Source organism: Phyllobacterium sp. 0TCS1.6A (assembly GCF_026420825.1).
Lineage (GTDB): Bacteria > Pseudomonadota > Alphaproteobacteria > Rhizobiales > Rhizobiaceae > Phyllobacterium.
This window is the reverse complement of record NZ_JAPMAB010000009.1, coordinates 237,887-244,428: the sequence shown is the minus strand read 5'-3', so window position 1 is coordinate 244,428 and position 6,542 is coordinate 237,887. Positions and strand designations below refer to the sequence as shown.

Annotated in this window: 8 protein-coding genes; all 8 read right to left on the bottom strand. The window is 63.7% G+C overall.

Features of this window, described 5'->3' with window-relative positions:
* Positions 1-373 precede the first annotated feature (373 nt).
* Positions 374-607 (bottom strand): DUF6429 family protein, encoded by a 234-nt coding sequence (locus OSJ75_RS18905; protein ID WP_267229100.1) that lies wholly within the window; start codon positions 605-607, stop codon positions 374-376.
* Positions 608-726: 119 nt separating this feature from the next.
* Complete coding sequence (locus tag OSJ75_RS22880; protein ID WP_323748376.1) at positions 727-858, bottom strand: hypothetical protein; 132 nt, start codon at positions 856-858, stop codon at positions 727-729.
* Positions 852-1,892 carry an acetylornithine deacetylase gene (gene argE / locus OSJ75_RS18900; RefSeq protein WP_323748377.1) on the bottom strand — a complete coding sequence of 347 codons (1,041 nt, stop codon included), beginning with the start codon at positions 1,890-1,892 and terminating at the stop codon, positions 852-854. The genes OSJ75_RS22880 and argE overlap by 7 nt, the downstream gene beginning before the upstream one ends.
* 23 nt (positions 1,893-1,915) lie before the next feature.
* Positions 1,916-2,854 (bottom strand): LysR family transcriptional regulator, encoded by a 939-nt coding sequence (locus OSJ75_RS18895; RefSeq protein ID WP_250020331.1) that lies wholly within the window; start codon positions 2,852-2,854, stop codon positions 1,916-1,918.
* A 34-nt stretch (positions 2,855-2,888) separates the two neighbouring features.
* A complete protein-coding gene (locus tag OSJ75_RS18890) occupies positions 2,889-3,563 on the bottom strand; it encodes a DUF1028 domain-containing protein (protein WP_250020332.1) in 675 nt (224 codons plus the stop codon).
* Between the two features lie 45 nt (positions 3,564-3,608).
* A complete protein-coding gene (locus OSJ75_RS18885; RefSeq protein ID WP_250020333.1) occupies positions 3,609-4,022 on the bottom strand; it encodes a RidA family protein in 414 nt (137 codons plus the stop codon).
* Positions 4,023-4,086: 64 nt separating this feature from the next.
* Positions 4,087-5,112, bottom strand: coding sequence for an NAD(P)H-quinone oxidoreductase (locus OSJ75_RS18880; protein WP_267229099.1), 1,026 nt, complete (start codon positions 5,110-5,112; stop codon positions 4,087-4,089).
* A 3-nt stretch (positions 5,113-5,115) separates the two neighbouring features.
* Positions 5,116-6,366 (bottom strand): flavin-containing monooxygenase, encoded by a 1,251-nt coding sequence (locus tag OSJ75_RS18875; protein ID WP_267229098.1) that lies wholly within the window; start codon positions 6,364-6,366, stop codon positions 5,116-5,118.
* Positions 6,367-6,542 lie beyond the last annotated feature (176 nt).

Genomic DNA, 6,542 nt, shown 5'->3' with positions numbered 1-6,542 from the left:
TCAGGCTCATAACCTGAAGGTCACAGGTTCAAATCCTGTCCCCGCAACCAAACCAGACAAGCCAGCAGGCATCAAGCACAACAAAGCCCCGCACGGGGCTTTTGGCGTTTCTGGGCCTCGAAACCAGCTTCTCATCCCCAACTCCACGCACCGCCATCTCCACACGAGGAAGCAGGCACCATCCTCGTGCCAGCTTCACAGAGCAGATTTGCACAAACGCGATTGCCTGCTTCGTGGTTCGGCGGACAAGCTTGTCGAAGGGCGCAGCAACGTTTGTGCAATCCCTTGTTTGGCTGCATCAAGATAGTGCGTGCTTCGACAGGCTCAGCATGAGGGAGGTGGTTTGGTGGCGGTAAGGTTGGAAGCACGGCGATCATCGCGTCGGGCGCGTAAACAGGGTGCGGAACAGTTCTTCCGACCGTTGCAGACCTTCGTCGCTCAGAACGACAGATTTGGAGCTGTTTGCCGGATCGTCAATCAGACCCTTCCGATGCAGGCGGGCCAGCACGTCCCAGTCGAAACCTTTCCAGGCCCGACGCTCGTCATGCAGCGTGAGCCATAATAATGCGAGAACAACATCGTCGATCTTCTCGTCATCGATCTCCATGCCCGAAACATATCACAGGACCAGCCGAAAATGCAGCCCATCGCCGAGCCCGCATTTGCGTGGCGCGGTAAGTCTACGTTCCGTGGCCAAGGTCGTTCGGAACAGGAGGTGCCGCAGACTCAAGCGTTCGACCGTTCCAGGAGACCGACCACGCGTTCGAGAAAGCGCTCGCATTTTTCGATTTGGGAAATCTCGACATATTCGTCGGGCTTGTGCCCCTGCGCCATGTCGCCGGGTCCGCAGATCAGCACCGGGATTTCGAGGCCCTGTCGAACAGGCCGCCTTCGGTGCCGAACGCCACCTTGATCGTCGGCAGATTGGTGCCGAGAAGCGACGCCACGAGGCCTACCGTCGGGCTGTCCTCCGGCGTATCAAGGCCGGGATAGCTCGACAGCGTCTCGATCTTGATCGCCGCTCCGGCGAAACGATCGCGATGAGGGGAGGCGATCGCTTCCGCATCGTGGAGGAGGTTCGACAGGATGGCCGAGGGATCGTCGGCGGCGATATGGCGGATTTCGAACTCGATCTCGCAGGAGCGCGGCACGATGTTCAGCGCTTCGCCTCCACGCATGATGCCGGCATGGATCGTCGTGTAGGGGATGGCGTAGGCGGGGTCCCGTGCGCCGTCGGAAGCAAGCTGCTCTTGTCGGGCCTGCAGCCGCTGCAGGAAGGCGGCGCCGAGATGAAGGGCATTGAGCGCCTGCGGGGCGAGGGCGGAATGACCCTCCTGTCCCTGGCAGCAGGCCCTGAGCGCCGTCTTGCCCTTGTGACCCGTAGCGAGGCGCATTCCGGTCGGCTCGCCGATCAGGCAGAAGGCCGGGCGCAGCGGCTCCCGGGCAAGGCTTTCGATCATGCCCCTCACGCCGAGGCAACCCACTTCCTCGTCATAGGACAGTGCAAGGTGCAGCGGCTTCTGCAGGTCCCGTGCCGCCGCACTCAGCATTGCATGGATGGCAGCGGCGACAAAACCCTTCATGTCGACGGCGCCGCGGCCATACCAGCGCCCTTCGTCCTGCCGCAGGACGAAGGGGTCGAAGCTCCAGTCCTGGCCGGCAACCGGGACCACGTCGCTATGCCCGGACAGGACGATGCCGCCATCGATCTCGGGCCCTGCCGTCGCCCACAGATTGGCCCGGCTGCCATCGGCATGCGAAAACCGGCGCACTGCAATGCCGGCCGGCACGAGCAGGCTCTCGACATAGTCGAGAAGCTCCAGGTTCGATTGCCGGGAGATGGTCGGGAAGCCAACCAGCCGGGACAGGATTTCGGGTATTTGAGGGGCCATGGCGTGGATCCGGATTGTGGGCACTAAGCCCTGGGAGATATGACGATGCCCGGCAGGCCGCCGTCGTCGGCTGCTTCGTGGCAGTGGTCGATGAAGGCCTGGATGGTGCGCGACACATGCGCGACCCGGGGCATGGCAAGCCCCAGCTGAAGCGGCTGGACGTCGCTTTCGAGCGGAATGAATTTCAGGGGCCGGCCATCGAGGGATTCCGTCGAAATCGTGCGCAGGTTGGTGATGCCGAAACCATATCCCGAGGCAACAAGGCTTCTCTGCACGGCCACTTCGACAGTGCGCTCCGAGATGCGCGGGCGCCGCCCCAGATGGCGGAAATGCGACATGAAATATTCGGCGCTGTGGGGCAGGTCCAGCAGCACCATCGGATGATCCAGCAGATCCTCCGGCCGCAGCCGGTCGTGACGCGCCAGCGGATGGTCGGGATAGATCAGCACGAATGGCGGCAGCGCGTGCAGCGGCTTGAAGGTTATGTCGCTCGGCAGCGCCAGATCATAGGTGACGGCGACGTCTATCCGCCCTTGCCCCAGCGCCTCGAATATCTGCGCCTGATCGAGCTCCTGCTGCGAAAAATCGACGTTCTCGTACTTGTCTTCGAAGCTGCGCCGCAGTTGCGGGATGATGGTCTGGACGAAGGTTCGCATGCAGCCGACGCGCAACGATCCCCGGATCATGCCAGTGAAGACCGTCGCCAGCTCGTTCAGCCGGGCGGCCTCGTCCAGGACCACCCGTGCCTGTTCCATGAACCGCTCGCCTGTCGGCGTCAGCACCGAGCCCTGGGCATGGCGGCGGGTGAAAAGCTGCACCCCGAATCCCGATTCCAGCTGGGCGATAGCAGAGGACATCGACGGCGCGGAGACGTTCTTCCTTTCGGCGGCCGTGGCGATGCTGCCCGCTTCGCCGACGGCGATGAAATATTCGAGCTGTCGCAGCGTGAATCGAAGTGGCATCGTGCTTGCATCCTCTGGCTGTCGCCGGCGGCGGTCACTCGTCGCCCGGCACACCGTAGGACGGTGCGCTGCGCGGGTCGAGCGCGCGCGTCACATAGGCGTCCATCTGCGGCGCGAAGACCTTCCAGGCCTCGCTGAGAGCTTCGATCGGACAGCCATTGGTCCAGTCGATGCGCAGTTCGGCGATCGGCCAGCTTTGCCGGTCCACCATCAGCAGGCCAGCCGAATGCACGGGCCCCGCCTCGCCGCCGGCGGCCAGACCCGCGGCAAGCGCCGCCATCAATCGATCGCCCAGCCCGCCTCTGGTCCTGCCAAACGTGCTGACCATTGCCTCCGGAACGGCGGTATCGGCAAGCAGATTGCCCGCCGCAGCCACATCCACGTCCTGCGCCTCGCTCCACAGGCCGAGCACCTCGGAGCCGGAATAGATCGCGCTTTCGCCGCTGCGCCCGACGGCGAGAACCTGGCGCCAGGCCATATGCTCGCCCGTCCGCTCGAGGATCGCCAATGCCTCGCCGGGCGTGGCTCCGCGCTCCATGAGGTCCAGCGTTTTCGGACCGAGGCGCGGATCGGTGATGTTCTGCGTCGAAACGGCGCCGACTCCCGCCCGGGCGAAGGCGCAACGGGCCGCTACGGCGGGGGAGGAGGAGGAGATGGCGAGACCGAACATCCCCGTTTCGGGGCAGTGGCCAACGATGGAAAAGGTCATGTTCTATCCTCGATGCGGTTTGCTGCGGCGTTCATGCGAAGCCGATCAATCAGGAATGACGGCGGTCGCGTCGATTTCGACCAGCCATTCGGGACGGGCCAGCGCCACGACCACCAGGCCGGTGCAGACCGGGTGCACACCACGGATATAGTCGCCCATGGTGCGATAGACGGCTTCGCGGTGACGCACGTCGGTGAGATAGACCACGAGCTTGGTCACATGCTCCATCTTGCCGCCGCATTCCTCGACCAGCTGGCGAATGTTCTGCATCACCTTATGGGTCTGTTCGACAGGGTCGTGACTGTCGATGTTCTTCGCCGTGTCCAGGTCTTGCGGGCACTGGCCGCGCAGGAAGATGGTCGTTCCGCGGGCGACCACGGCCTGCGCCAGATCATTGTCGAGCTTCTGCTCGGGATAGGTGTCGCTAGTGTTGAACTTGCGGTGACGGAAATGGGCCATTTGGGCTGTTACCTTTGTTCGCACGGGTAAGGGGTTAACGGATGGTCGGCAGAGGATACGCGGATCATGGCTGCGTTTCCTCGGCTAGCTGCAGGACGATCTTGCCGAAATTCGTACCGCTCTCCAGCAGGCGATGCGCCTCGGCGGCCTGCGTGAGCGGCAGAATAGCGGAAATGACCGGACGGATACCGGCGGCGCCGATATGCGGCAGCAGATGGCGGACGATGCTCCGGGCGATGTCGGCCTTTTCCGCATCCGGCTTTGGCCGCAGCGTCGAGGAGGTCAGCCACAGCCCCTTGCGCATCAGCAATCCGAGATCGATGCTGGCCGTCGCACCGGTCATGAACGACAGGCCGACATGACGGCCGCCCGGCGCCATCAGCGCCAGGTGCCGGTTGACTGCCTCGCCGCCGAGAATGTCGAGAACGACATCGACGCCGCGACCCTCGGTCAGCTCGAGTATGCGTTCGTCCTGGCCGGGTTCGCGGTAATCGACTGCAGAAACGCCCATGGCGGCCAGCCTTGCGCATTTCTCGGCCCCGCCGGCAGTCGCGATCACGCTTGCGCCGACGGCTTTTGCCAGCTGCAGCGCCAGCGTGCCGATGCCTGACGCGCCGCCCTCGATCAGAAGTGTTTCGCCGGAGCGGAGCGCACCCCGGTCGAAGAGATTGTGCCAGATGGTGAACAGCCCTTCCGGCAAGGCGGCGGCCTCGACCAGCGAAAGTCCCGCCGGAATCGGCAGGCAATGGTCGGCGCGGGCACAGACATGTGTCGCATAACCGCCGGCCTTGACCAGAGCCATGACCTCGGTGCCGATCAAGGCGGCGTCGACCGGATCGCCACAGGCCACGATGCGTCCCGCGACCTCCAGCCCGAAAATGTCGGACGTGCCGGCCGGTGCGGGCAGGGCGCCGGATCGCTGCATTATGTCGGGTCGATTGATACCCGCCGCGGCGACGGCGATCAGCACCTCACCGATGGCCGGGCGCGGCACGTCGCGCTGCACGCGGGTCAGGACCTCAGCTCCGCCGGGGGCTTCGGCGATTACGGCGGTCATGGTTCGAGGGATGGCGGCGGCCTCGGCGGTCATGGACTATTCCCTTTCATAGGCAGCGTAGTTTCGCTGTACCACGATGTGGGTGGCTATGTATTTCGCGTCGTACCAGCAGCCGTAGATGAAGGATGACGCACGGTTCGTCAGTTCGGGAAGGCCAAGGAAATAGATGCCCCTTTCGGAGGAGATCCCGCGCTTGTGGAAGGGCGTGCCATCCTCATGGAAGGCATCGACATCCAGCCAGCTGAAATCGAACTTGAAGCCGGTCGCCCAGATGATCGTCGTGATCCCGGCCCTGGCGAGGTCGAGCTCGAGAATCGGGTTGGCGATGCAATCGGGGTTCGGCGCGATTTCCCAGGCTTCCGGCTCGGCCGGCAGGTCGATGCCGTTGCGCTCGACATAGGCGTCGGCCTCGCGCAGGACTTCGAGATAGGCGCGGTCACCCTCGGCGATGTTATCCGCGAGGTCGTTGTTGATGTTCAGTATTCCATCGCGGTAGCCACTGGTCATGCCAAGAACCGTGACGCCTCTTTCGGCCAGAAGGCGGAAATCGACCGTCTTGCCACCATCATAACCGCTGACGGCGAAAGCCACGTGCTTCTTCTTGGCAATCGTCTTGATCTCGTCCCACTTGCCGAGGACGCCGAGCCACCAAACATAATCGCGCGCGCGGTAGGAGCGGGGCGGGCGGTAGTGCTCGCCGATGGACAGGTAGACCCTGCGGCCGGCGCGCTGCAGCTCCTCGGCGATCTGCGAACCGGAGGCTCCGCCACCGACGACGAGGACTGCACCTTCGGGTAGTTGCCCCGGGTTCTTGTAGGCGGAGGAATGGAGCTGCTCGATCCCGGCGTCGGCCGGAACGATATTGGGATATTGCGGCACCTGGAACGGACCGGTGGCAGCCACCACCCGCTGCGCTTCGATCAGGCCCTCGGACGTGGTGACGAGGAAGCCCGGGCGTCCCTCGTTGCGCTGGACGCGCTTGACCTCGACGCCGGTGCGAATCGGGGCGTCGATCATGTTGGCGTAGTCTTCGAAGTAGCGCGCCATCCTGTCCTTGGGCGGAAAGGTGTCGGGCGAGACGTCATCAAATTCGAGGTTCGGAAAACGGTCGTGCCAGGCCGGCCCATTGGCTACGAGAGAGTCCCAGCGGCCCGTCCGCCATTGCTCCGCCACCCGGTTCCGCTCGAGAACGATGTGTGGGACGCCGCAGTCCTTCAAATGTTCGCTCATGGCTATCCCGGACTGTCCGGCGCCGACGACGAGCGTATCTATTTTTTCGATTGTCATCTTCAATTCCTAGATTGGGGCAATGCGACCAGACAGGCGCCCCTTGCTTGAGGCGGGCGGGACTGGCTGATCGAAGACGTCTGTCGCAGAGGATTGCGTGCGACGGGCTGCGGTGAAAAGAAGTATCTTCCTTGGTAGAAGCTCGGGAAATCCTTGGTGGCTCAAGCCGGATGGTC

What these genes read in the sequence shown, in the direction of transcription:
- OSJ75_RS18905 (WP_267229100.1), bottom strand. Translation starts at nt 607, where the DNA reads ATGGAGATCGATGACGAGAAGATCGACGATGTTGTTCTCGCATTATTA.
- argE (WP_323748377.1), bottom strand. Translation starts at nt 1,892, where the DNA reads ATGGCCCCTCAAATACCCGAAATCCTGTCCCGGCTGGTTGGCTTCCCG.
- OSJ75_RS18895 (WP_250020331.1), bottom strand. Translation starts at nt 2,854, where the DNA reads ATGCCACTTCGATTCACGCTGCGACAGCTCGAATATTTCATCGCCGTC.
- OSJ75_RS18890 (WP_250020332.1), bottom strand. Translation starts at nt 3,563, where the DNA reads ATGACCTTTTCCATCGTTGGCCACTGCCCCGAAACGGGGATGTTCGGT.
- OSJ75_RS18885 (WP_250020333.1), bottom strand. Translation starts at nt 4,022, where the DNA reads ATGGCCCATTTCCGTCACCGCAAGTTCAACACTAGCGACACCTATCCC.
- OSJ75_RS18880 (WP_267229099.1), bottom strand. Translation starts at nt 5,112, where the DNA reads ATGACCGCCGAGGCCGCCGCCATCCCTCGAACCATGACCGCCGTAATC.
- OSJ75_RS18875 (WP_267229098.1), bottom strand. Translation starts at nt 6,366, where the DNA reads ATGACAATCGAAAAAATAGATACGCTCGTCGTCGGCGCCGGACAGTCC.